The sequence below is a fragment of the Microbulbifer sp. 2205BS26-8 genome, from assembly GCF_030731025.1.
In the GTDB taxonomy this organism is placed as follows: Bacteria; Pseudomonadota; Gammaproteobacteria; order Pseudomonadales; family Cellvibrionaceae; genus Microbulbifer; species Microbulbifer spongiae.
Genome location: NZ_JAVAMR010000035.1, coordinates 1 through 23,133, shown reverse-complemented (window position 1 = coordinate 23,133; position 23,133 = coordinate 1). Strand labels below are relative to the sequence as shown.

Here is a 23,133-nt window from a genome sequence, read left to right as displayed (position 1 = left end):
TACGCCGCTTCGCAACCTGGCAGACTGGGATTTGACAATGGGAAACAGAACGCCTCTCTATGACGCACATGTCGCCGCCGGTGGCAAGATGGTGGATTTTGGTGGATGGGATATGCCATTGCACTACGGGTCTCAGCTGGAGGAGCACAACAAAGTACGCACTGAGGCGGGGATGTTCGATGTCTCCCATATGACGGTGATCGATATCGAGGGCAGCGGTGCCCGCGACTACCTGCGCTATCTGCTGGCCAACGATGTGGCGAAACTGGATGGCAACCCCGGCAAGGCCCTGTACACGGGCATGCTGAATGACAAGGGCGGTGTCATTGACGACCTGATTGTCTATCTGCGCGATCCCGGCTATCGCCTGGTGGTGAACTGTGCGACCCAGGAAAAAGATCTCGCCTGGATGAGACAACAGGCGAAGCCCTTCGATGTGGAGCTGGCCGAGCGCCCGCAACTGGCGATGATCGCCATCCAGGGACCCAGCGCCATTCATCGGGCGAAGGTGGCCCTGGGTAACGACTGGGCCGCGGCCATCGACGCCTTGAAGGTTTTTCAGAGTGCCGCCCGCGGCGACTGGTTTGTGGCGCGCACCGGCTATACCGGTGAAGACGGCCTGGAAATTATGCTGCCCGGAGAAGAGGCCAGTGGCTTTTGGTTTGCACTGACCGACGCGGGCGTCGCGCCCTGCGGCCTCGGCGCCCGCGACACCCTGCGTCTGGAAGCGGGTATGAATCTCTACGGCCACGAAATGGACGAGGACATCTCACCACTGCAGGCCAACATGGCCTGGACTATCGCCTGGACGCCGGAGGATCGCGATTTTATCGGCCGCGCAACGCTGGTGCAGGAGCGCGCGCAGGGGGTCCGGCAGAAGCTGGTGGGCCTGGTACTGGAGGAGCGCGGTGTTTTGCGCGCGGGCCAGCCCGTGGTAGTAGACGGCACGGAGGACCGCGGTATCATTACCAGCGGCACCTTCTCACCGACTCTTGGGCATTCCGTTGCCCTGGCGCGGGTGCCGGCGAGTGTCGGTAACAGTGCCCAGGTGGAAATCCGCAGGCAACTGCAGCCGGTCAAGGTGGTTAAGCCCTGCTTTGTGCGCAACGGCAAATCGGTCATCTGAGCATCGCACCGCAGGTGGATGCGTGGAAAAGAACATCTATTCAAAGGCTTAATCAAGGGATCACAGCATGAGTGAAATCCGCAATGAACTGAAATACCTGCCCAGCCACGAGTGGGCGCGCCTGGAAGAGGACGGCACCATCACCGTTGGCATCAGCGACCATGCCCAGGATGCCCTCGGGGATGTGGTGTACGTTGAAACCCCGGAAGTGGGCAGTACCCTGGCCGCGGGTGATGAGGCCGGTGTGGTTGAGTCTGTAAAGGCCGCCAGCGATATCTACTCTCCGGTATCCGGCGAAGTGGTCGCGGTGAACGAAACCCTGGAAGATGCGCCGGAAACCGTGAATGCCTCGCCCTATGACGATGGCTGGTTTTACCGTGTCAAGCCTGCGGATGTGGGTGAATTGGACAATATGCTGGACGCCGATGCCTACCGTGCGGAGTCCGAGGGTTGATCTGGGCCTTGACCCGGTTCAGAGACAAATCAGAGCAAGCCCTGCGATCGCAATAACCCGCGCAGTGTCACGCTGCAGGCGGATTGGGTGTGCCCATTACGCCCCGCCCAGGCTTCCCTGAGGGACCGGGGGGGGCATTACAATTTGGGTCTGACCGAGTGGGCTCAGGAAGGGCTGTCTGCCGCCTTACCTTCCGCCCCGGGCAGTGCCTCCATCAGTGAACGGCCTTGTTCCCGCAGTGCCATACATAGTGCAATACGCTCCTCGGTCTGGGCCAGACTGCGCTCATAACCGGGGGTTAAATGCCCCTGCTTTGCGAACAGCTGCTGCAATTCCCCCAGGTGCTTTCGATCACAGAACGTGTTGGCGAAAGCGGGGGTGCGGCGGCGGATTTGTGCGGGGATTTTATCCACCACCTGTTCGAAATTCTGCTGTAGCCAGGCCCAGTGCTGCGCCTGTACCCGGGGCTGTGCCATAGCGTACTGGATCAGGCCAAAGGCCTCGCGCGGGCCCATATCCTCGCTGAGGGCCAGCTTGTGGATGGTTTCCACCTGCCGCGGGCTGTCGCTGCTGCCGATGGCATTAGCGCTGGCGTTTTCAAAACGCGGATCATCCAGTGCACCGCGCAGATTCACCAGGTGTGTCAGAAATGCCCCGCCGGCATCCTGCACGGCAACTGTCAGGGCGGCAGTGTAGAGGTCTGAGTCCAGTGCCTGTGGATCGCGCGGGACTTGAAAGCCGGTAAAGGCCCTGGCCTTGTCCAGTAATTGCCTGCGCGCTTGCGGGTCTTCAGCCACCAGGGCCATAAAACTGAGCAGGGTACTGTGCAGTATCTGCCGGTCGGCGTCGCGACTATCGGCGCTGCTGTTGAGGAGCGGCAGGTAGAGGTTGCGGACAAACTGCAAAAGTGCAGAGCGCTGTGCTTGATCGAGATAATTGTTGCGGTACTTGCGCAGGTAGCGCAGCGGCATGGTGATCACCTGGCGCTTGCCTGCCCCAGCAGATTGTCGCACTACTTCAAGCAGCAAGGTGTCCGACAGCTTGCCGGCTTCGAAGGCCGCAAAAGCGCTGTCGATAATCGACAGCTGTTCGGTGGGGGCAAACTGGCCAAAGCGCTTGACCAGCGCCTGCCACTGGGCTGTGGGCAGGTTCCAGCGATAGTAACCACTGCCCTGCACATTGGGCATGATCCAACCGGGGCAGGTCTCGCCGAGCACATTCAGAGTCGTATCGGCCTGCGTGAGCATCTGGCACTGTTGCACACCGGTATCGCTTTTGTAGCAGAAGGGAATGTTCCATTGTTGCCGGGCATCGGCAATGGGAGAGCCCAGCGGCTTGTAGCGGCTCTGGTGTACGCGCAGTTTGGCACGGCCCGAATCGGCACACTCCAGTGCCAGGTCCAGTTGGGGGACCCCCTTCTGCTCCACAAAGCTGCGAAAGGTTTTCGTCAATTCCGGGGTATTGGTTTCTTCACCGATCACCCGGTAGAAGGACGGGGAATCCGCTTTGCCACCACTGAAAGTTTCCAGGTAGCGGCCCAGGGCCGGGCGGAACCGTTCGGCGCCGAAGTAGCCGTCCACCATATTGATGACGCCGAGGCTTTTTGAATAGGTGATGGCATCGTAGGCGTTGCGGATGGTGTTGTTGTTTGTCACCGGCTCGCGGATAGCGCGGGTGCTGGCGAGTGAGTCCAGCTGCATGGCGCTGATGGCGGAGGTGGTGGCATTGAGGTCGTGACCGCCCTCGGGCTCCATAATGGTGAGAGCCAGGGGTTCACCCCAGGTGGCAAAGCCCTCTTTCAGCCACAGGTCATCCCACCAGGGTGGGGTGACCTGATTGCCAAACCACATGTGTGCGATCTCGTGGGCGTGCACCTCCACCAGGGCCAGGCGGGTACCGGGTGCCGGGTTGTCTCCCACCAGAATACGCTGTTCGCGGTAGGTAATGGCGGCAGACAACTCTGTTGCGCCGCTGGGCCACTGGGGGGCAGCAATAATATCCAGCTTTTTGAAAGGGTAGGGGCGTTGTAGCTGGGTTTCAAAAGTTTCCACCATTTTCGGTGTGATATCGAGGATATAGTGCATATCCTCGCCGCGACCATGGCGCGCAAAACCTCTTAATGGGATGGCTTCCCTGCGGTATTTGTTTGGTGGGATGGCCGGGCGTTCCACCATATCGAAGGGGCCCACTGACAAAGACAGCAGGTAGGTGGGCATGGGGGGCGTGGTGGCAAAGGTGACTTTCTCAAGACCCGCACCAGCCGGCTCCCGTGCCAGCTCCGGACCATTGCTGATGGCGGCGTAGCCCTCGGGCACGGTGAGACTGATAGAGAAGGGCGCCTTGAGGCCGGGCTCGTCGAAACCGGGCAGGTATTTGCGCGCCTGGATGGATTCGGACTTGGCCAGAGCATAGGCATTGCCCTGCTCCTCTACCTTGAACAGGCCGGCGAGGTTGCGATCGAAGGCCGCGCTATAGTCGATGTGCAAGGTGAAGTCGCCGGCGGGCAGAGACTCGGCGAAAGCAATCACGGCCACGCCGCTGTCGAGAACCTGGCGGTAAGAGGCCGCAACGGTCTGGCCGCCTTTGCGCTGTGCATGGATTTTTTCCACGGTGAGATTCTTGCCGTGCAGCCAAATGTGGTCTGTGCTCTCGTCCAGGCGGATATCGATGGCAACACTACCGTCAAAGGACGCCTGGCGTGGGTCCAGCAGCAAATCGAGGCGATAGGCCAAAGGGTGCACGCCCTCGGGCAGTTTGCCCTCCGGGGCATCACTGTAGTCTACTGCCGCTGTTTCCGCGGCGGTTTGTTGTTGAGGCTGTTCCGGGGTTTTTTCTGCCGGGGCGCGAGCAGCTGCAAACAGCAGCGCAGTGGCCAGCAGGGCAAATGGAAGCTTCTTATTCATAAGTGTGGGTATTTAGTCGAAAAGCGCATTGTAACGGTTCGGTGAGAAAATACGCGCTGTGCTGAGACGAGTTGATCAGCGGGGCGGTTCAGTCCCCCGGCAGGCCACCGCCGGGGAAAGGGCAAGCTGGCGTATTGCCTCAGAGGTGCGGGATCGTCAGGCTGGAGGCCTCGCTGCTACTGTAGGGCACGCGGATACGGTAATCGGTGTCCTGGGGTTTCTGGTAGATCAGGCCCTGGGTATCGATGGCCAGCACCACCCGGTGACCGGCGGGGACATCGTAGCTGGTGGTGAACAGCTCCACATCGACCCTCTGCGGCTCTCCCGCCCTGCCACCGCGCAGGGTGATGGGCGCATGGGTGATCAGCCGGCCCAGCCCCAGGGGGCTGACATCGTAGAGGTGCGCCTGCAGCTGTACGGTTTCCCGGCTGGGTTCAATCCACATTGCCAGTCTCGGCTCCCCGCGAATCCTGAGAGTTTGCCACTGGATTGGGGATTGATACTCAATCGCGTAGTATCCGTTAATGGCTAGCATGGGGGTGTAAACCGGGATACCGAAGCCTTCCAGGGCGTCGGATAACAGCGGGATACCGGTACCTGCGAAGGTGTCGGAACCCCCGTGGAATGTGTTGGTCCAGCGCCAGCCATCATAGCGTTCGCCGTGCATGCCTCCATTGTCCAACAGGGTAAAGCGCGGCCGCAAGTACCAGGTGGTGCTGTCGCCCGTCACCGGGTAGTCCTCGTACTGCTCCAGTTTGTTGCTGATACGCACGGCCATATCCACTTTGGGTTCGCTGTCAATACCGTTGTCCTCACCCTTGAGGTGATGATCGAACCAGCGGAAACTGGTGGACCAGATACGACCGTCGCTGCCCGCGAGGATTTCGGTAATGGCATGGGTACCCGGATTCAGCAACAGCTTTTTGGGACCTTCCAGAAGAGAATAGAGTTGGACCATGCTGTTGGGTTTGAACAGATAGTCGGCGAAATTATTCGAGAGCAGTACGGCAGTGCCGTGCTCGTTTAACCCATCGATATAGCTAATGGCCGAGCGTTGCGCGGCAAAACGAATCACTTGCTCCAAATTCTGGCCGCTGCGCAGATCGGCCCAGAGTTGGTTCAGTTCCGGTTCCTTGCGCAGGGCGGTGTTGACCAATAGACCGCCCCAAACCAGATTGACGGTTTCATTGGGGTAGAGCGCCTCTACCACATCGGCCCAACCCGACAGGCAGGCCACGGCCTTCACGCGGGCGTCTTGGGCGGCACCCAGCAATGAGATACCGCCACCGTAGGAGATGCCCGCCATGCCCAGTCTGCCCACGGGATAGTTGGCTTCGAGCCAGTCGATCAGCACACTGACGTCAGCGATACTATTTTCTCCGGCCACATCCACCAGGCCGCCGGATTGGCCGAAACCGCGGGTCGAGTAGCTCAGTACCAGATAGCCCTTTTCCGCCAGTGCCCGGGCCTGGAAATAGTACTGGTGCTTATCCAGGGCCCAGCTGTTGGTAAAAATCACCGTGGGGAAGCCCTCTGCCGGTGGGGGTGATTCCGGTACAAAGAGATTGGCATCCAGCAGGGTGCCGTCAAAGGAAGTGATATCCAGGTCTGCAATATACTCCGGTGCCGACCAGGCGTGGATTGAGATCAGGGCGCTGCCAAGCAACGCCACTAATAGACTTATTTTCATTGTTATCTCTCATCTGTTTGAATCATTTTTATTTTTTGACCAACGACTGGTATCTGGTCAACAGAAAAATATAGAGCCTTGACCACTTTTGGTAGGTAGATCAGGGCAAAATTGAGAGATCTGTCTCGTTGTTTGTCGCTGCTGGCATCCGCTATGGCTTTTGATTTGTTCGATATATTTATGAATATCCAGTCATATAAAATTCACAAATTAGATAATTTATGATCGAAATGATCTTTTTTTAACCAATAAAAACCGGTAGTGTGGAGTTTCTTTGGGCGTGCCAGGGAGGGTTCCGGCAATAATGACTCGGTGACTTGAACTATGGTTTCCCGCGCAGCTGTTTGTTTAGTATTTTGTTTCGGTTTTGTGCTGACTGCCGTTGCCGCTCCCCGATATCTGGGGGAGGAAATCTGGTATGCCGTGGATAGTGACAACTTCCGGGTCATTACCGATGGTGACCCCCAGACCGTAAAGTGCCTGGTGGCCGATCTCGAACGTTACCGTGCTGTGGTGATTGAATTACTCGATGCGACGCCCGATATCCCGAAGCTCACCATCTATGCTGCCGGGGACCGCGATACCTATGCCGGCCTGGTGGGTGCTGAACTGGCAGAAATGACCAATGGACTGTTCGATACCTCGGCGGAGGGCAACTATGCCCTGGTCAATCTGGATGGCCGCAGTGCCGAGCGCCAGCTCAAGGCCCGCGAGTTTCTCTTCCACGAGTACACCCATTTCCTCAGTTATAACGGCAACACCACCCACTTCCCCTACTGGTATAGCGAAGGCTTTGCCGAATTCATGGCGACAATGTCTTTTCCAAAGAAGGGCCGCTATGAACTCGGGGACATTCCGCATGAACGTGCCATGACGCTGATGTACGCTGGCCTGATGCCCCTGGAGCCGCTGTTGCGCGCCACGGTATACAACACGGATGCGGAAGCCAAAGCCAATGTCTATGCCAGTGGCTGGCTGCTGTCGCACTGGTTGAAGATGACAAGTGGCAAAACAGAGGAATTTGATCAGTTTGTCAAGGCGTACAACGATGGTGCGGACCCGGTGCTGGCGCTGGAAGAGGCCCTCGACATGACACTGGCGGAAATCGAAAAGGCCTACGTTGCTGCCTACGAGTTGGGCGAATTTGACACGGTGACCGGAGAAATTCCCGCCGACTTTCTCGAGGCGACCCCCGAGGTTAAGCGCCTGACAAAAAGGGAAGCGGTGAATGTACTGGCAGGTTTTATCGCCCAGTCCGGTTACAACCTGCAGGCGCTGGAAGACTTGATGGCCTACGCACTGCAAACGGGTATCTACAATACCGAGCTGGTTTCCATCAAGGCGAGTGCCGACCTACGTATGGGCGACTTCCCCCAAGCCAGCCATCTGCTGGCGAGTGTACCGGGCAATGATCGCCGACAGCCCTGGTACCTGAGTGCACATGCCTGGCTGACGGTGAACCAGCAGGCCACGATCCCCAATAAGGTGCGGGATTTGCACAGTTTGAAACAGGCCTCTGATGAATTTGCGTATCTGGTAGATAAAGAACCCCAGAAAGCTTCCCACTGGTTTGGTCTGGCCATGACAATGGAGATGCTGGACTACCCAAGGGAAAAATACTTGGAGATGCTGGAACAGGCTTATCAGCGGGCACCGCGTGAGTTACATATCGCCCAGTGGCTGGCGGAAGAGCTCTACCAGCAAAAGGATGCGGAATACTACGTGCGGGTTGCCAAACCTCTGATATTTGAAATTCCCGATGAATTTGAGAGCCAACAAATTAAAATGCGACTGGCGGAATTTCAGGGCAAACCCAAATCCTTACAATAGGTATGCAAGGGCGTCATCCAGCTACGTCAAGGCGTTTTGGCCCGGTTATATAGCTTGCCGGGCATCCACGTGTAGAGAATTCAAAAGCAAGTGTAAAAGTGTTGTGCAAAACCGGGTTATGCCAATACGGCCTCCCTGTGAAAGCCCCGATCACATAGAAGATAAAATCAATACACTTTCACAACATGAAGCTATCACGGGCAGGGGGCTCCCTGCATACACCGTTTGCGAGCCAGGATTAGTGAATCGTACGCCCGGCGCGCATCACCAGATCGGAGATGGCGTGGTGTAAACGCAAAAACACCATGCGAATAAATGAAACGGTGATATCTGCCCCGGTGACCACGGCCATTCCGATTAACTGTGCCAGCCTGTGTATCAGGCGTATGACCCAGAAGGAGATATCTCTGCTGATGTGATAGGCCTTATGGAGGAAGATTGCCAGCCTGTCCAACAGGGTAAAGGTTGTGCTGCCAGCAACAACCAGGGAAATACCGGCCAAGTTACCAATTTTCTTTAATACCCAAAGCAGTGCCTCTCCGGCGATCCAGGCGGTATTCATTGTCAGTGACAGCACACCATCGGATCTCAGCCAGGCCTCAATACTTTTCTCCAGGTTTTCTTTGGGTTTCCTGTTTTTGATGGCATTCCAATCAAGGCTGGCGTCATTCGGGGAAACCGAGGCTATATACGTCTGGCTGCTGTGGCTTGTAATAGGGCTGTGGGTGGGAGTTGGTAATTGAAAATCCCCCACACCACCATTAGGTACATGTACAAACGGCCAGGTGGGCACCATGGGAACCGGGTCATTGCGATGGTAAACCCGATAAATGTTACCGGGTGTAAGCCTGCGTTTACAATTTCTGGAAAAGTGATCCAAACCAACCCTCGGACTGCCAAATGTATAGAGTTTGACAGTTTTTCCACTGTTCAAAGACAGCCAGTCTGCGACCAGAGTGGCCAGAGCGCCCCCGAGGCTGTGACCGACGCAATGAATGGTATGGATCTCCTTGGGCAACTCGTGTGCAAATTGTTCCAGTTGCGGCAGGAGGGATTCAAAAGTGTAATAAAAACCCTGGTGTACGGCGCTACCAGTATGGAACCGCTTGATGCCTGCATTGATATCGGTGAGTGCATCATAACCGCTTGAAGTCCCTTTTAATGCGATAAAAGCCTGGCCTTTGAATCGGCCAGTACCACAGGCCGCTATACCCATGGTATGGATATTATTAAGCAGGAAAAAGGCTCCTGTTTTTCCGCTTAGGTTGTTTTTTTTGTTGTTAACCTCAAGATCAGATTTATAGACATCATAAAACAATTCCTGCGTGCCGGGTTTTTGTACCAGATAGATATCCGCAGCGAGTTGGGCACTATATTTTGGAGTAAGCATAAGCATACTGTTATCACCCCTGTTTTGTTAATGATCAAATAAATTTGCATGAAGTTTTTAGCAGCGAATTAAATACTCTCTCTGTTTTTGGATCATCCAGCAGTTCACAGCTAAGGTTGAGTGGCTCTCCTTCAAGTTCAGAGTTCTCTTTTGGATTTCTTTTTGCATATACCCATATTTTGTAAACTTGATCCATATATTGCACATTGATCACCTGGGAAGACACAAATTCTACTGGTAAAGCCTGTGTAATAGAGCTTTCAAATTTGGCCGGAAGATGGACCTTGCCACTGTCATCAACCATAAAGCTATCGACAGACTCCGTCTTCCAGTCCACCATCCGGATAACTTTTGCACCTGCTGCCGGTTGTCCATTTAGGGTGATCCTGAGATTCATTTCAGAAAAAGTACAGGCCTTTAAGGGATTTGAAAAAGTCATTGCGTAAGACACCTCCGAAAAAGAGAAACTAAGCCAAATCAATGACAGAGAAATTACAATACATTTTTTTTTACTCATAGATATCACTTTCCTTCCTGGTTGCTCTCACAGTGCACTTCATTGTCGTTTGCCGGGTAATTGAAAGAAAAAATACTTCCCGGTAAGGAAAATACTCTGCAACACAAACTTCTGTGACATTGCGTTCCAGAAAAATGGAAAATTTCTTCCACGCTATACGTCTAATAATTCAGTTATATAATATTTTTCTGGTTCGCTATCAGTTTTCTGCAAATAATTTATTATCTTATGGTGATACAAAAATTATTTTCTTGAGGCTGTTCTCATTTTTTATTTTTATTATAAGCAATTAAGTCAGTTTCCGAATCGTTAGCTAGTGTGATTTCTGACCAGGTTTAACACTCTGTTCTCAGTGAGTGGCCCTTTTGTGCTTCCCCGCATTTTTCCGAGCGCTGTTTGAATGTTGCGTAATCATTGTCTTCATTCCGGTTTTGCCAGTTGAATGGCAATGAGTGTATGAAAATAGCTGCCCTTTGAGGTTTTGCAATGGGATCTGCTCTAACGTGTACCTGAATGTGATAGAGCAAATAGGCATGTGTAACGTTTACTGATATCAGCCACCAATGAGTACTGTGGGGCAGCCAACAACGAGTTTGCCTCCATGTCCTGTAGTGTCACCCATCCGTGCAGCCGGCTTGCCTTGCAGCATCACGGTGGTACTGCCCATGGCAACTGTATCCGGTGGTCCCACACAGGTACACATGCTGCCGACCGTAGCTGAAGGCATACCACCGATGATGACGGTGGGTGCCCCGGGACTCAGGACCGGCCCCCCGACATGTGGCACAGTGCCCGTGACCATTGGACAAACGTGCATATCGGTGATACGTGAGGCGGGTTTGCCCATCCATCAGTCCTCCACTCTGCCGTCGCCGCCACGGGCCAAATCCAGTCCCTGCGCCATATAGCGAACAAAGATTTTACCGGGATCAATGGGATCGGATAATACAGCTGCCAGTGTCACGCTGCCGGCTACGGCGTGTGCATACAGGTATTGCGGAGGCTCAATCACAGGCTCCCCCGCCGCTGCCAGGCTTCCGTGGCACCAACTGGCGGCAGTTGCCGCCCAACTCGCCGGTGTTTTGTGTTTGGTTTTTTCCCCAAGAACCTTGCACTTCAGGCGGGCCTCCTCGCTGGGTTTCTTGGCCCAACTCTCCGCAGCGATCAGGGCATTGACATTGTCCTCGTCGGTTGCCGGGCTTTGGATATCCCGAGCCGCGAGACAAGCCCACCATACCGCTTCACGCTTGGGCAGGCCATGGGCCAGTAATTTGATCGCATCCGGATATAGGCCGGCATTGATTAGTTGATTGATGCTGACTTCTGGTGCCGTATCCGGCACCAGGTATTCTTCAGCCTCCTCGCTTACATCGAAGTTCTTGAGAAGTTCTGCCGCTGTAAGTTCTTGTACTTTGATCAAATCGGTCATTGAGTCTCGATTCTCGTCAGTTGATCATAGTGACGCCACCTTTCAGAGTGAGCATCCCGCCCCCTTTTACCTCAGCGGAGGCATCTCCCTTACAGGAGAGCATTGTGCCTTTAATGGTGATTCCTGCCGGAGTCAGTTTAATACTGCTGCCTCCCACCTTTAATTCAATAGAAGCTTTTGAAGATATCTTTATGGCACCCATAGCGTCCGTTGTTTGAGATCCCTTGCTTATTTTCAGGGCATGATTTCCCGAGCCAATAGTGACCACCTGATTGCCTTTGTCGACATTCAGCTTCTGGTCCCCCTTGGCAATAGTGACTACTTCACTGCCATCGGTAACGGTAATAGTGCGATCCTGTTTTACTTCCAGAGTCTGCTTGTTTTCTATTTTTCCGCTCTGGTCGTTGTGAATCACAAAGGTGTGATCCCTGCCGGCCTCCATATAAATTTCTTCACTGCCACCCTTGTCATCAAACCTGAGTTCATTGAAGGTGCTGCCTTCGTGCTCCGTTTTCCAGCCGCTTTGGGTAGCGGTGTAATTGGGGCCGGGATTATCGCCGTTGTAGACTGCACCAGTGATCAAGGGGCGATCAGGGTCGCCGTTGATATAATTGACGATAACCTCCTGGTTGACTCTGGGTACAAAGTTGGCCCCCCAGTTTTTGCCGGCAAAGGACTGCATAACCCGAACCCAGCAGCTGTTTTGGCGGGAGTTCCATGGAAACTTTACCTTGAGCTGGGTATAGGGGTCTTGAGAGCTATCGGAGGCTGTCGCTTTTACCTCCAGTACATGGGCGACCTGGGGGGAGTGGATTTTCTTTGCGCAGATATTGGGCGCTGGACGCGGTAGTACGGATGCGGGTACACAACTGAAAGTGTTGTGAAAGTGTGTTTCGCTGTTATTGCCATCAGCGGCGGAGATATGTACAGTGGTAACCAGGTATTTGCCCTTTTCTGTGGACAGAGGGTGATCGAAAAGGAAGCGCCCTCCAGCACCAAGACATGGACAATCACTGCGCCCATGGCTCACATCGAATAGGGCTTCCTGGGATTCCATAGCGCGCTCGGCCAGCGCCTTGTGGTAGTTGTCGGTAAATTTATGTTTGTGCTCACCATCGGCCTGGAAATGATTCAGGCCGTATAATCCACGCAGATAACTTGCGGCATCATTGAGCTTGCTGGTTGTTTTTACCTGCTGCTTGTTATCTTTTGTTGCAGTGAACTCGCTGTAGTCCTTAAGTTCAAAGCCTCCACTGTGATAATTGAAATTATGCCTCCAGCTATTGATAGAATTTTTGGTGGGATGGCTGCCCCCGCCGGCATATTCTATCTGTTCGCTGTTACAATCGTAAAAATCCTGGGGGTCATCGCATAAAATAAGTTCATGCTGTCCGTCGGAGTGCTTAAAATAGTAGGATATCCCCTCTTCTGCCATAAGGCGATTGACAAACTCGAAGTCGGTCTCATCAAATTGTACACAGTATTCACGAGTAATGTATTCAGCGTTTAATTTCAGTGTCAGTCGAATAACACGATTGTATTCACCCAGCACCTCTTCCAGAATTTGTTTGGCACTTTTTTTTTCAAAAATCCTGTTACAGCTGCCGAGGCTTGTGAACCACAGTCCCGGCTGGATAATAGCGCTATAGCAACGTATGCCTTCAGAGTTGACATCGTGTAATGAAAACTGGGTGACAAAGCCGTTAATATAGCGAGGTGTTTCAGAGTGATGAATAGAAACAGTGATGGGTTTGCCAACGATTTCGTTCTGTGCGATGGCGTGGTTGTCTGAAATAAGGTGAACTTCGTAGTGAAAGAGCTTGGATATATGCTCTTCCCCTTGTAACGTGGTTGCAACCAGTGCATCGGTGCCGACAGGGCTGTCGACTTTTAGCATTCTTTTATCTTGATTTAGTGTTGCCATGGGCAGCCCCAACTATCCCGACGGTGCCTTAGGGAATAGAAAAATTACTGTGGACCAGCGGATCCTTGGATGAGGGCTCGTAAAATGCTCAGCTAAAGACCCGTAAAGCGAGGCCCGCAGGGGATTCTGCAGGCCAGCGCCCAGTACTCGAAAAAAACCGAATCGCTTACAGTGGGGTAGCAGTGGTGAGATCGTATCCAACCCGCATATTTTTCGGATTCTTGTTGGTCTTGTCCGCATGGTTGAGGTCGGCCTCAATTTTGGCAAAACTCAAGGATATGGACTCTTGCGGTGCACCACCTGCTGAGGCGCCAATACTGTAAGAAGAAATCAGGACGTTCTCCAACTTGTAAACTGCGTATTTATCTACAGAGTTGGCACCGGTTTGCACTACATGGATCTCCACGGGTACACCTTCGTCACCGGTCACTGAAGCTTTGAACAAACCGCCTGAAGCGGCATCGATACGCTTGGTGAGCGTCACCTCGCTCAGGCTGGGGCGAGAGGCTTCGCGGTTGGAGGTGGCTCCGGCCTCCATGGTGATTCCACGACCAACACCAAAGTTGAAGCTGTCTACCTCGATCCAGTCTTCGTACCCTTGTGCGGTAACGTTGCCTTTATGAGATTTGTTGTTGAAGTTCATATAGATAGCCATGGGGAGTCCCTCTTTGTATTTGGCTGATGGTGTTGGTGGTTAATCCTTTACCCCTGCAATCGTGCTTTTACTGGATCAGCATCACAGTGGCAACTGGGGGGATTTAAGCAGAGGGCGCAGCAAAAAAAAACCTTATTTTTTTTTATTAAATCAACTCTGGCACCAATTAATTACAACCATTCAATGTCTGTCGGGATTACGCCTGTTTCTCGTATTCGACTCCGACCCCAATTATCGGGATGACGATTTCTCCTGCCAGAGGATCGACTGTGAAATGAAAAGCAGGGATATATTGCGGGAATGATAAAACTAAAAAGACAGCTTGGGTATTAGCAAGCTTTACCAGGAATGTTGTAAGTGAAAAAAATCGAACAGTGATTATCGATATGTAATGCTGCGTAATTGCTTGCAACAGCAGACAGGTGAACAATGGTCCTTATGGTTGTTGTGTGAAACGGTCGTATGCAATCCGGTATGCAAATATATTTGAATATTGATTTATTGTTGCCTATTGAGCAGTTCGATATACTTCGGGCTTTATTTTTGCCTTGCCGGATCAGCTTTTAGCCATCCACTGTTATGCCATTTGGAAGCGCGATAGTGTTTTTTCACGGAGACGGAATTGAACGATAAGACGCGTATTGTTCGACCAGGTGGCCCTGGGCCCGGTCTCGAGCAAGCTGCGGATACGCTGGCAGGGGATGGCGATGCCACTGTTGTTGTTCAACAGGAGTTTACCGGGGTCAATGATCACCTGCCTGTACGGGGCGCAAAGTTATTAACACCTTCTGAGGGTTTAGAATCTGGAACTGATGACACTGTCCTGAGCTCGACCCCAAAACAAGGCGCTGGCTCGCGGGTAAAAGCGACCCGATTGGCAGGTGGCGTAGCGGTAAATCTTACAGAGGCAACCGGAGTAGCTGAAGCCCCTCCCGCTGATGCAATAACCAGGACTGTTATCAAGGGGCGCTTCGAACTGGATAAGTTGCTTGGTGTTGGCGGTATGGGGGCTGTATACAAAGCCCTCGATCATCGCAAATTGGAAGCCAGTGACAACGAACCCTATGTAGCAATCAAGTTGTTGAATGATGACTTTCAGCAACATCCGGATGCTTTTATCTCCCTGCAGCGCGAAGCGCGAAAGTCGCAGACCCTGGCTCACCCCAATATCGTTACGGTCTATGATTTTGATCGCGATGGGGAGCGCGTATTTATGACCATGGAATACCTTGAAGGTGCTCCATTGGACAAGTTACTGCGCCAGCATGCTGATTCTGGTCTCGAGCCTGAAAAGGCCCGCAAGGTGTTTTGGGATATCTCCCAGGCCCTGATCTATGCCCACTCCCACAAGATTGTCCATTCAGATTTTAAACCGGGCAATATTTTTGTTACCAGCAAGAAAGGAGCCAAAGTCTTCGACTTTGGTATTGCCCGAGCTGTATCCGAAGGGGGGCTGGCTGGCAAGAGCGGTGAAACGACCGTATTTGATGCCGGCAGCCTGGGCGCCCTGACCCCGGCCTATGCCAGTCTAGAGATGCTAAAAGGGGGTGAACCAGCGCCCAGTGATGATGTTTTTGCCCTGGGGTGTGTTGTCTATGAGCTGTTCTGTGGGCGCCATCCCTACGACAAGGTGCCAGCGGATAAGGCTTTTGAACAAAAGCTGCGACCCAGCCGTATCAAGGGTCTGAGCCGGCGGCAGTGGCGTGCGCTGCAGTTGTCTCTTGAACTCAGGCGTGAGGATCGCACAGATACTGTAGAGAAATTTGTTCAGGCTTTTTTTGTCAGCAATACTTGGAAATGGGTGCTCGGTGGCATTTTCGCTGTGATGCTAGTGGGTGCAGGAGCAGGCTACAGCCATTTACAACAACAGAATTCCGTTGAGCAGGCGAAAGTGAAGGCTGAACTGGAGCGAAAGTTGCAAGAGGAGCTTTTGCAACGGCGTATCGCCGATAAGAAAGAGGCGATAGCAAGACTCATTGGCCTCAGCATCCTGACACCAGCCTGGGAGAAGGATCTTCAACTGGAGCTTCAAGAATACGCCGAGCTGAATCCGGGGGATGAGACTTACCCGGATGCCTCGCGACGCGAGGTATCTGAGCTATTTTTGGCAGCAGCCACTGGCCAGTTGAATCTGGGTAACCTGGATCAGGCCGATGCCATGCTTAACAGTGCATCTAACTGGTGGTACGGAGTGTCAAGCCAGGCCGCCGCGATCCAGTCACAGCTTGCCAGGGATAGAGAGAGCCTGCGAGCACGTCTTGAGGCGGAGCGCTTGCAGGCCGAGCGCGAAGCTGAGCGTTTGCACCAGCAAGAGCTGCTCGCTCAGCGCCGGCAGGAAGCGGCCAGGAAACAGAGGCGGATTGATGCTGTACTGGATGATATGGAAGGTGCGCTGACCTGTGACTTCGGCATGAATGTGGCCGGTGTGGGGGCACAGCTGTCGCAATTGGCAAAGCTGGATAGCGTTAAAGCCCGGCAAATACGCCCGGTTGTGGGGGAAGAATTGAGCAACTGCGCTGCCCGCCTTGGTAGAGAGGACCCGGTGCGCACAGAGCCTTTGCTAGATCAGTTCAGGGCGCTGTTACCTGGTTATCAGCCTCTCAGGGATTTCAGGCTGGACTATTGCGGGCACCTGTCCCCCGGCAGTGGCGGCAGGGGGGATCGCTACAGCTGCCATGACCGTCTCGCCGATGGCAGTTTGAGTCCCGCCATGGTGGTGGTTAAGGGAGCAGGTGGTAGGGCCCTGGCCGTCGGTAAATATGAGATCAGCAACAGCGATCTTGAGCCTTTCTGCCGCGCCACCGACCAGTGCGGGGCACTGGATCTGGGAGCTGGAAATCTTCCGGCAAATACCCTGGCTCTGGCAAATGTTGAAGCGTACCTCAACTGGTTGAGCGATGAGACTGGCTACACCTACCGGTTGCCCTCCGAGCAGGAATGGTTTGCTGCTGCCAGCGCGAAAGGCCAGGCAGAAGTTGCCGATCGCAATTGTCACCTGAAATACGGCGGCATTGAAAAGGGTGCCGAGCTGGTGCCCGCTCGGGCAGGTTCCCCCAACGCATTTGGGCTGGTGAACGCTGTTGGCAATGTTCAGGAGTGGACGCGCGCTACCAATGGTGAGCTACTGGTACTGGGGGGTAGCCGCAAAGATCCCATGAGCCGCTGTCTGGCGACAACCAAGCAGTTTCACAGTGGGCAGGCCGATGCATTGACGGGTTTCCGTCTTGTCAGGGATGTGAATTAGTCAGTTCCTGTTAGCATTTTATGGCGAAAGGAAATCGTGCCGATACAACCGATGGTTGAATCAATAATTGCATGGAGGGGGAGATGCCTGGACTTCAAAAAATCAAATTGGCACTTTTGGTAAGTATCACGTTTGTACTGCCCATAACGCCAGGTCAGGCCCAGGAAGATAACGCCGGTTTTCGCAGTCGTGTAAGGGACGCATTCGACCAGAATACGCCTACGGTTAACGAATCGGATATCACCAAAGATTTTTTACAGCGCACCTATGAAGCGGAAGCTCCAAATCTCAATACCCGGATTCCCGAGATTTCCCGGCGTAATGAAGGGCCGAGGATTGCCGTAAAAAAGTTCCGGTTTCACAGATTAGAGGAATATCCGGATCTTGGTATTGATCGCGAAACCATTGAGCAATTAGCTGAATCATTGCGGATACAATTTATGAAGGAGGATAAACGCCTTGCCAGCGGGTTTACCCTTGAGGAACTGGAAGAGCTTGCTGGCTTGCTCGATAGTATGAAGGCCCAGCTTAACCCGCAAGGGCTGGGTCCTGCAGAATTAATAAAACTCGTCAGTGTGATTGAAAGACAAAATGAGGATCGCGGGCTCAGCTATGCGGATCTTGAAGAGATTGCGGCAGAACTCACCGGTTTTTACCGACGCCAGGGGCTTTTTCTGGCTCAGGTTCAAATCCCTGCGCAGGATGTGGAAAACGGAGTGGTAACGCTCACCGTACAAGAGGGTTTGCTGGGCCAGATTGTTGCCGATGATAACGATCAATATGCACAGGGGAAATTGGTTGCTCCTTTTGAGGATCAGCGTGGAAAGCTGGTCAATCATGCAGATATTGAGTCGGGATTATATCTGCTGAATGATCTGCCTGCTCTTAATGTAACGGGCTATTTCAGTGCTGGAGAAAATCCCGGGGAGACCAAGCTCAATTTAAAAGTACGCGATACGAATCGCTGGAAAGCCTCTTTCAGGGTGGATAATCATGGCTCATTGTATACCGGTGCTCAGCGAGCATACGCCACCATAGACTGGCTCAACCCGTTGGGGATTGGCGATGCCTTGACTGTCGGCTATCTGAAATCCAATCCTGGCTCAGATGATTTTGTGGGCTCGGAACTGGCGCAGTTGAAATACAGTTTTCCGTTGATCAGCCCTCGTACCAGAGTGCAGCTGTCTACTGACTATAATGATTTCGGCCTATATGACGAAGAAAATGAAAACAATATCATTAATGTGCTGGATATTAATGGTCTCAACAAGAGCTATACTTTTTCGATAGATCATAAATTCATAAGATCACGGGATTTCAATGTTACCGGTTCCCTTGCACTGAGTGACAAAGAATCCGATATTGGTGGAATTCCAGGGCTTGATAGAATTCTAAGTTTCACAAACGACCATGTGTATGGTGGTGAGGTGGGTTTCTATATAGACAGTCTTTCGAATGGTTTTCTTTCGATGCTGAATATAGTGAATACCACACTGCAATATGGTGAACACAAAAATACAGTTGAGAAAGGCAGAGGGGATAGATTCACAAAGCTATCTTTAAACACCAGCGCATTGATCTTTCTGCCAATGCCGTTTTCTGATGATCACTCCAGACTGATATTAAAAAGCCGGGCGCAATATAGCGACAGTAATTTGCCCGGATTTGAGCAGTTTTCCCTGGGCGGGGCCAATAGTGTTCGGGCTTTTTCTGTGAGGGACTTTTCCGCAGACCGGGGTGGCGTTTTATCTGCTGAATGGTATATGAGTTTTCCTGACGCCATTGATCCGGAGCTTTTCGGGCAGCGCCTGAATGATATGTTTCAAGTGGCTCTTATTGCAGATATCGGGTATGGATATGTGAACAATTATGAAGCCGGGCTGAAGGATGACTGGGCCCGGTTCTCGGGAGCTGGCATGTTGTTTAAATTTAACTGGAACGACAGGTTCTCCAGCAAGGTTTCTGTTGCTTGGCCACTGGATTCAGGTTCCTCTATACCTAATCTAACCGTTGGCGAAGATCAGCCAACGGTCTATACCGATTTCTCTGTATTTTACAACTGACTTATAAGGCCCATCCAAGGTTAAACACATTTGGCGGATCTTCACAGGTGCCGGTATGAATATCAAAATAAACAAGCCCGAATTAAAAAAAATATCTCGAGCAATTAATCTGTCACGTGTGGCTTGCGCTGGAATCCTGGCCAGTTTGGTAAGCCCACTGCTCCATGCTGGCCCTGAAGGCGGTGTTGTAACTGGTGGCAGTGGCACTATTGATGTGGACGGCACTACAACGACGATTGATCAGGTTACAGATTTACTATCAATTGATTGGGATTCCTTCAATTTAAGCGAGGAAGAGTTAGTTAAATTTCTGCAGCCCAATGCTTCTTCTATTGTGCTTAATCGTATTCTTGATCAAAACCCAAGTACGATTCGTGGCACCCTTGAATCTAATGGGCATGTGATTCTGGTGAATCCACGGGGTGTGTTATTTACAGAGAGTGCCACAGTGAATGTGGGTGCTCTTACTGCATCCGGACTTGATATGGCCCCTGAGGATTTTATAAATGGCGACTTTACTTTTAAAGGTGAAGGCAGCTCTGCAGGATATGTGATCAATAAAGGGTTCATTAATGCGGCCAGTGTGGTGCTTGTTGGTAAGCAGGTTACAAACACCTCTACAGGATTAATTCAAGCCGACCTGGTAAGTCTGGCAGCGGCCGATGAAGCTTTCCTTACCTTTGATACTGACGGTTTGATTGGACTGAAAGTAACCAAAGAGGTAATGGAAAACCAGCTTGGGGTGGATAGTGCGGTGTTGAATGAGGGCACAATAAATGGTGCCCAGGTTCTGATGGAAGCCAGTGTCTCTGGGGGGCTGTTCACTGCTGCAGTTAATAATGAAGGGAGCATAAACGCCCGTGGAATTGACAATAGTGGGGGGAAGATTCGGCTATTCGGCTCCGGTTCCGGTGTTGTCAACAGCGGTAGTCTGGATGCATCCGGCACCATTGGCGGTGAGATAGTAATGGAGGGCAGTACTGCTGAGCACAGCGGTGTCATTACTGCTCAGGGCCATAATGGTAACGGCGGTCAGGTTATGGTGCTCGGTGATGAAGTCCTTGTTCGTGGTGTTATAGATGCGCGAGGGCTGGTCTCTGGAGGTAAAGTCCTGATCGGTGGTGATTATCAAGGTGACAATCCCAATATCCGCAATGCAAAAACAACCAGGCTAACTGCTGAGGCTGAAATTAATGTCAGTGGTAGAGGAAATGGGAATGGTGGTGAAGTTATTGTCTGGGCTGACAATAGCACTTATGTTGCCGGCAGTATCCGCGCTGAGTCTGGTGAATCTGGCGGCAATGGAGGTTTTATAGAAACCTCCGGAAAGCAGTATCTCTACCTTGACGAAGACTCTTTATTTATTTCCACCGCAAGCTATGGTGGCGGAGAGACTGGCGACTGGCTACTAAATCCAGGCTGGATGGAAATTGCTGACTCTTGTTCTGTAAATTGTATTTCAACATCGAGTATTAATACTTATTTAGAGACTACTAATATTGAAATAAATGTAATTGATGAGGATACGGCCAATGGGCCTGATAGGGATGTATCCCCCAGCTCGGGAGCAGATTTTTCCGAAGGTATTCTTGTCTCTGGTGCCCTGGTGTGGGATTCTGCCAATAGTCTTACTTTATCTTCTTTTAGCGGTATACAGATCTCTGAAACTGGGTCTATCTCTGCAGACAATGGCGAGCTGGTTGCAAACTCAGGGGGATCGTTTGTTAACTTAGGCAGTATCAGTGTTGCTGATTTCTCCCTAACTGTAGGGATTAATCCATTTGATGCATCCCAGATTTCAGGCACAGATAATGTGCTGGGTAATATTCTTGTTTCCAATTCTGGTAATGTCACAGCGGGAAGTGGATTTGATAAATTTACGCTGGGGGCGGATGCCGATACGGTTTCAGTGGATGATGATAATGCTTTTACCACCAATAATATTGCCTTTACTGGTATTGAGGCACTGGATCTCGGTGGCGGGGAGGATAGTGTTAGTGGTGCCGATGGTGCCGACTGGTTACTGACTGGCAATAATAAAGAGGCGCGCAATAGCGGTATCCTGTTCTCTGAGGTGGAAACCCTGACTGCTAGAAATGCCAACCTGCTGGGTACTGCCGACAGCGATACCTTTACCCTGGGTGCCGGCGGTGAGGTGGAAACCTATGAAATGCGCTTTACCGGCTTGTCTGCAGTGCAGGGCCGGGGTGGCAGCGACAGTCTTGATGCCCTTGCCTACATTGATGGCCTGACATTGACTGGCAGCGATAACCAGTTGCTAGCTGGCACCCTTGCATTCGATGGAATTTTCAGTGCAACTACAGCGCTTTTAACCGGCAGCAGTGGGGATGACCAGTTTACCATCACCGGCACAAATACCCTGAATACAGCGAATATCAACTTCAGCGAAGTGGATACAGTCAATGCGGGTTTGGGCAGCGACAGCCTGGTGGGCTCAGATGGCGAGGACAGGTTCGAGATTACCGGTCTGAATGCGCTGATGGCCAATGATATTGCCTTTAATGGTATCAGCAGCGTTGATGCCCTTGGCGGTATCGACACGGTCAACGGAGCCGAAGATGCCGAGTGGTTACTGACTGGTAATAATAAAGAAGCCCGCAACAGCGGTATCCTGTTCTCTGAAGTGGAAACCCTTACTGTTAAAAATGCCACGCTGCTGGGTACTGCCGGCAGTGAATCCTTTACTCTGGATACCGACGGTGCAGTGGGAGTCTACGGGATGAGCTTCTCAAGCCTGTCTTCAGTACAGGGCCGGGGTGGCAGCGACAGCCTAAACGCCCTCACTTACACGGATGGCCTGACCTTGACTGGCAGTGATAATCAACTGTCGGCAGGCACACTGACTTTCGAAGGTATTTTCAGTGCAACCACAGCGCTTTTAACCGGCAGCAGTGGGGATGACCAGTTTACCATCACCGGCACAAATACCCTGAATACCGCGAATATCGACTTTAGCGGGTTGAATAACGTCAATGCGGGTTTGGGCAGTGACAGCCTGGTGGCACTGGATCTGGTAAGCCTGACTGGTAACAGTCAGGAAGCCGTAACCAGTGGAATCCGTTTTAGCGAGATTGACAGTGTTACAGGCGGCAGCCTGGCGGGCTCGGATGGTGAGGACAGGTTCGAAATTACCGACCTGAATGCGCTGATGGCCAATAATATTGCCTTTAGCGGTATCAGCAGCGTTGATGCCCTTGGCGGTATCGACACGGTCAACGGAGCCGATGGTACCGAGTGGTTACTGACTGGTAATAATAAAGAAGCCCGCAACAGCGGTATCCTGTTCTCTGAAGTGGAAACCCTTACCGCCACCAGTGCCAACCTGTTGGGTACTGCCGACAGCGATACCTTTACCCTGGGTGCCGGCGGTGAGGTGGCAACCTATGAAATGACCTTTACCGGCCTGACTGCAGTGCAGGGCCGGGGTGGCAGCGACAGTCTCAATGCCCTTGCCTACATTGATGGCCTGGAATTGACTGGCAGCGATAACCAGTTGCTAGCGGGCGCGCTGACTTTCGAGGGTATTTTCAGTGCAACCACAGTGCTTTTAACCGGCAGCAGTGGCGATGACCTGTTTACCATCACCGGCACAAATGCCCTGAATACCGCGAACATCAACTTCAGCGAAGTGGATACCGTCAATGCGGGTTTGGGCAGTGACAGCCTGGTGGCACTGGATCTGGTAAGCCTGACTGGCAACAGTCAGGAAGTGGTAACCAGTGGAATCCGTTTTAGCGAGATCGACAGTGTTACAGGCGGCAGCCTGGTGGGCTCGGATGATGCGGATATTTTTTCAGTAACCGGTTTAAATGCACTGATTGCCAACGATATCGCTTTCAGCAATATCAGCAGCGTAGATGCCGCTGGAGGTATCGATACAGTGAATG

14 protein-coding genes are annotated in these 23,133 nt (G+C 52.4%); 6 read left to right on the top strand and 8 right to left on the bottom strand.

The genetic code is table 11. From position 1 onward, the window contains the following. Positions 1 to 37 precede the first annotated feature (37 nt). A complete protein-coding gene (gene gcvT, locus Q5Y71_RS12030) occupies positions 38 to 1,126 on the top strand; it encodes a glycine cleavage system aminomethyltransferase GcvT (RefSeq protein ID WP_306042394.1) in 1,089 nt (362 codons plus the stop codon). Between the two features lie 67 nt (positions 1,127 to 1,193). Beyond that, complete coding sequence (gene gcvH, locus Q5Y71_RS12025; protein WP_306042393.1) at positions 1,194 to 1,580, top strand: glycine cleavage system protein GcvH; 387 nt, start codon at positions 1,194 to 1,196, stop codon at positions 1,578 to 1,580. 164 nt (positions 1,581 to 1,744) lie between these two features. Here the strand turns inward: gcvH and Q5Y71_RS12020 are convergent, their stop codons facing one another. Together Q5Y71_RS12020 and Q5Y71_RS12015 are read right to left on the bottom strand one after the other, a co-directional pair. Next, positions 1,745 to 4,483, bottom strand: a complete 2,739-nt coding sequence (locus tag Q5Y71_RS12020; RefSeq protein ID WP_306042392.1) for a M1 family metallopeptidase — start codon at positions 4,481 to 4,483, stop codon at positions 1,745 to 1,747. A gap of 139 nt (positions 4,484 to 4,622) precedes the next feature. After that, on the bottom strand, positions 4,623 to 6,173 hold the full coding sequence (locus tag Q5Y71_RS12015) for an alpha/beta fold hydrolase (RefSeq protein WP_306042391.1): 1,551 nt from the start codon (positions 6,171 to 6,173) through the stop codon (positions 4,623 to 4,625). A 369-nt stretch (positions 6,174 to 6,542) separates the two neighbouring features. On the opposite strand from Q5Y71_RS12015, the gene Q5Y71_RS12010 reads away from it, so the two are divergent. Then, complete coding sequence (locus tag Q5Y71_RS12010) at positions 6,543 to 8,003, top strand: hypothetical protein (RefSeq protein WP_306042390.1); 1,461 nt, start codon at positions 6,543 to 6,545, stop codon at positions 8,001 to 8,003. A 238-nt stretch (positions 8,004 to 8,241) separates the two neighbouring features. Here the strand turns inward: Q5Y71_RS12010 and Q5Y71_RS12005 are convergent, their stop codons facing one another. The 6 genes from Q5Y71_RS12005 to Q5Y71_RS11980 form a co-directional block, all read right to left on the bottom strand. After that, positions 8,242 to 9,393, bottom strand: coding sequence for a lipase family protein (locus tag Q5Y71_RS12005; RefSeq protein ID WP_306042389.1), 1,152 nt, complete (start codon positions 9,391 to 9,393; stop codon positions 8,242 to 8,244). 34 nt (positions 9,394 to 9,427) lie between these two features. After that, on the bottom strand, positions 9,428 to 9,910 hold the full coding sequence (locus tag Q5Y71_RS12000; protein ID WP_306042388.1) for a DUF6795 domain-containing protein: 483 nt from the start codon (positions 9,908 to 9,910) through the stop codon (positions 9,428 to 9,430). A gap of 553 nt (positions 9,911 to 10,463) precedes the next feature. Beyond that, positions 10,464 to 10,757 (bottom strand): PAAR domain-containing protein, encoded by a 294-nt coding sequence (locus tag Q5Y71_RS11995; RefSeq protein WP_301415392.1) that lies wholly within the window; start codon positions 10,755 to 10,757, stop codon positions 10,464 to 10,466. Between the two features lie 3 nt (positions 10,758 to 10,760). Further along, on the bottom strand, positions 10,761 to 11,339 hold the full coding sequence (locus Q5Y71_RS11990; protein WP_306042387.1) for a hypothetical protein: 579 nt from the start codon (positions 11,337 to 11,339) through the stop codon (positions 10,761 to 10,763). A 16-nt stretch (positions 11,340 to 11,355) separates the two neighbouring features. After that, positions 11,356 to 13,236 (bottom strand): type VI secretion system Vgr family protein, encoded by a 1,881-nt coding sequence (locus Q5Y71_RS11985; protein ID WP_306042386.1) that lies wholly within the window; start codon positions 13,234 to 13,236, stop codon positions 11,356 to 11,358. 193 nt (positions 13,237 to 13,429) lie between these two features. Continuing rightward, on the bottom strand, positions 13,430 to 13,918 hold the full coding sequence (locus Q5Y71_RS11980) for a type VI secretion system tube protein Hcp (protein WP_306042385.1): 489 nt from the start codon (positions 13,916 to 13,918) through the stop codon (positions 13,430 to 13,432). Positions 13,919 to 14,540: 622 nt separating this feature from the next. Here Q5Y71_RS11980 and Q5Y71_RS11975 point away from each other — a divergent pair. The 3 genes from Q5Y71_RS11975 to Q5Y71_RS11965 form a co-directional block, all read left to right on the top strand. Beyond that, complete coding sequence (locus Q5Y71_RS11975) at positions 14,541 to 17,162, top strand: protein kinase (RefSeq protein ID WP_306042384.1); 2,622 nt, start codon at positions 14,541 to 14,543, stop codon at positions 17,160 to 17,162. Positions 17,163 to 17,245: 83 nt separating this feature from the next. After that, the gene (locus Q5Y71_RS11970) at positions 17,246 to 19,225 is read left to right on the top strand and encodes a ShlB/FhaC/HecB family hemolysin secretion/activation protein (protein WP_306042383.1); all 1,980 of its coding nucleotides are present in this window, start codon (positions 17,246 to 17,248) and stop codon (positions 19,223 to 19,225) included. A gap of 55 nt (positions 19,226 to 19,280) precedes the next feature. After that, on the top strand, positions 19,281 to 23,133 hold a 3,853-nt coding region (locus Q5Y71_RS11965), incomplete at its 3' end, for a filamentous hemagglutinin N-terminal domain-containing protein (protein ID WP_306042382.1).